The sequence below is a fragment of the Candidatus Cryptobacteroides sp. genome, assembly GCF_056207615.1.
Genome location: NZ_JBAEER010000090.1, coordinates 1 through 3,768, shown reverse-complemented (window position 1 = coordinate 3,768; position 3,768 = coordinate 1). Strand labels below are relative to the sequence as shown.

Here is a 3,768-nt window from a genome sequence, read left to right as displayed (position 1 = left end):
TGTCCTTGATTTTTACTCGTTGCCTTGAAATTGTAGTCCCATTTATCAACTTCGAAAAAACTCTCTGTTATTTAAATAAAGACTAATCTAATTTCTTTTACTTCTTTACCTCGTTATCTCTCTCAATATTGTCAATGAACTGTTCCGTTGTTTCTCAAACGGGCTGCAAAGATACGCACTTTTTCTTTCCCTCCAAATTTTTCTGAGAATTTTTTCAAAAAAATCTTCGAAAATTCTTTTCGGGCACCATTGCGGCCCAAAGCACGCACATCGGGTATACTATATATATAAAATAAAATAGCACCTGCGGCAAGGCATTCCAGATCTGAGTCTCAAAACACGCCGACGTTAATAAATATTTTTAATTTACAAGCAAATCCAGCTTCTTTTGCCACATTTCTAAAGAAATAAACACCATTTGGACAATAATTGCAACATCTGGGATTATTTTTCTATATAGCCATCATTGTTGTGCATATATTTGTCACTCTCAGAAGCTATGCTTCTACATCAAAACCAAAATAAACAAACAACAATTCAGTAACATGAAGAAAACACATTTCAGCTTCAGCCTTATGCCAGGTCTCTGGAAGATGGCTGCTGTATGTCTCTTCGTTGCGATGGGCACTTCTTTCAGCGCCCATGCAGCAGAGAATGCAGGAAATGCACCGGTAGCCGCAGAGCAGAACGGCGTCGTCGTGAAAGGTGTCGTCAAGGACGCATCCGGCGAACCGCTCATCGGTGCAAGTGTCTTTGAGAAGGGTGTCCCTACAAACGGCACCATCACAGACATTGACGGAAACTTCACCATTACCGTGAACAAGGGCGCGACCCTCGTCATCTCATCAATCGGCTTCGTGACTCTCGAGGTTCCTGCTGACAACGCAGCAGAGATCACTCTCCTCGAGGACTCAGAGCTCCTCAATGACGTAGTCGTTATCGGTTACGGTACCCAGAGGAAGGGAGACGTCACTTCGGCAATCACCAGCGTGAAGGCAGACGACTTCGCAAAGGGTGACATCAAGGATGCCGGTGACCTCATCAAGGGTAAGGTCGCAGGTCTTACCATCACCAACCAGTCAGGTGACCCTAACGCAACTTCAAGCATCCGCCTCAGAGGTGTCATCTCACTCAGCGGTGGAAACACTCCTCTCGTTCTCGTGGACGGTCTCGAGGGTAGCCTTGACACTGTTGCACCAGAGGACATCGAGAGCATCGACGTACTCAAGGATGCATCTGCTGCCGCAATCTACGGTACCCGTGGTGCTGCCGGTGTGATCATCATCACCACCAAGAACGGCAAGAGAGAGTCTGACACCCGCGTAAACTACAGCGGCTATGGTTCACTCTCTACCTTCGGCAAGACTCTTGACATGATGGACGCACAGGACATCAGGGAGGGCAAGACCAACTTCCAGGACAAGGGTTATGATACCGACTGGCTCGACGCAGTTACCCGCAACGCGTTCACCCACAACCACAACCTCATGGTAAGTGGCGGTAACAAGAGTACCTCTTACAACGCAGACATCACCTACCGTGATCAGCAGGGTGTGTTCCTTAACACCTATGCGAACGACCTCCGCTTCAACGCCGGTCTTTCACACTGGTTCCTCAACGACATGCTCAAGGTTTCGTTCAACATCCAGAAGCACTGGCACAAGAACGGTCCTGTTGATGCTGCTGGCACACAGGTATACCGCCAGGCTCTCATGCGCAACCCTACCGAGCCTATCAAGAACCCTGACGGCAGCTGGTACGAGAACACCTCTATCAACTACTACATGAACCCTGTCGCTCTCCTTTACGAGCACACAGGTGAGTACAAGTCAGAAAACACCCGCCTCACCGGTAACGTGCTCTTCGAGCCTATCCGCGGATGGCAGACTTCTCTCATGCTCAGCACCAACCGCTTCAACGGCCACGATGAGGGTTACTACACCTCAAACCACTATGACCAGTTCACCCAGTACAAGACCGGTTACGCTTATCACTCTTACAACTACAGCAAGACCGACAATCTTGAGGTGACTACCTCATACAAGAACCAGTGGGGCGAGAACCGCTTCGAAGGTCTCCTTGCTTATAGCTTCCAGTATGATTACGGTGAGGGCTTCAATGCAGGCAACACCAACTTCATGTCTGACTACTATCAGTGGAACAACATCGGCGTAGGTCAGTACCTCAAGGAGGGTAAGGCAAACATGGGCAGCTGGGCAAGCGACAGCAAGCTCATCGGTTTCGTAGGTCGTATCAGCTATGGCTACGGCAACAGGTACAACGCACTCATCAGCGTTCGTCGTGAGGGTAGCTCACGTTTCGGTAAGAACCACCAGTGGGGTACCTTCCCATCTGCATCTCTCGGTTGGACCATCAGCAATGAGGAGTTCATGAGGAATGCAACCTGGCTCGACAACCTCAAGCTCCGTGCAGGTTTCGGTGTGACCGGTGTCATCCCTACCAGCAACTATCTCTCTAAGACCGTATGGCAGCTCGGCAACCAGTACTACTATGATAACGGCGTGTGGAAGCAGGGTCTCTCTGTAACCCAGAACCCTAACCCAGACCTCAAGTGGGAGAAGTCAACCGAGTACAACATCGGTCTCGACTGGGCCGTTCTCGACAACCGTCTCAGCGGTAGCATCGACGTCTACAACAAGAACACCTCAGACATGCTCTGGTACTACACCGTGCCTTCACCTCCTAACCTCGTGAACACAACTCTCGCGAACGTAGGTAAGATGACCAACCGCGGTGTCGAGGTTGCAATCAACGCGACCCCTGTACAGAAGAAGAACTTCACCTGGAAGACCACCGTTACCTTCGCATACAACGCGAACAAGCTCCTCAGCCTCTCAAACGATCTCTACCAGACCTCTAACGAGCAGGACATCGCTTACCTCGGCGAGCCTATCTCACTCCCTACCCAGCGTATGGAAGTCGGCAAGCCTCTCGGCCAGTGGTTCGGTCTCAAGAGCGTTGGTGTATCTGAGAAGGGTCTCTGGATGATCGAGGATCCTACCACTGGCGAAGCTGTCGAGCTCACCGACGGTATGCTCACCGACTCAAGGTACCATCAGTATCTCGGCAATGCCATCCCTAAGATGAACTTCGGTTGGAGCCACACCTTCATCTACAAGAACTTCGACCTCAGCATGCAGTTCACCGGCCAGTTCGGCGCTCAGATCCTCAATGAGGCAAGGGCATACTACGAGAACAACGCCGTAACCTACAACAGGCTCAAGTCAGCAGCTGACAAGCCTTATGGCGACAACGTCCTCTCTGTAGCTCAGAAGCAGACCTTCGTAAGCTATCACCTCGAGAAGGGAGACTACCTCAAGCTCTCTAACCTCACCCTCGGTTACAATGCTCCTATCAAGGAGAACAAGTACATCAAGGGCGTACGTGCTTACCTCGCTGCATCGAACGTATTCACCATTACCAAGTACAGCGGTCTTGACCCAGAGCTTACAAATGCTGACCCTCAGTACTCAGGTATCGACTCACGTGACAAGTACCCTTCAGTACGTACTTTCACCATCGGTCTTAATCTCAACTTCTAATCGGCACTGACATGAAAAATTACAATAGAATAATGATCGCGGCGATGGCCAGCGCAGCATGCCTCTTTGCAAGCAGCTGTACCAACCTCGACGAGACCCTTTACTCAGACATCGCTTCTGAGACCCATGAGATGTCAGAGAAAGAACTTGCTGCGACCATCGCACCTGTATATAGCTCACTTCGCAATGTAAGTCGGAGGCCAAG

1 protein-coding gene and 1 pseudogene are annotated in these 3,768 nt (G+C 50.2%); both read left to right on the top strand.

Going from position 1 to position 3,768, the window contains the following annotated elements:
• The first annotated feature begins 545 nt into the window (after positions 1-545).
• The gene (locus AC06ND_RS05560) at positions 546-3,563 is read left to right on the top strand and encodes a SusC/RagA family TonB-linked outer membrane protein (protein WP_475678002.1); all 3,018 of its coding nucleotides are present in this window, start codon (positions 546-548) and stop codon (positions 3,561-3,563) included.
• 11 nt (positions 3,564-3,574) lie between these two features.
• Positions 3,575-3,768, top strand: a pseudogene (locus AC06ND_RS05555) (RagB/SusD family nutrient uptake outer membrane protein); the annotation flags it as partial.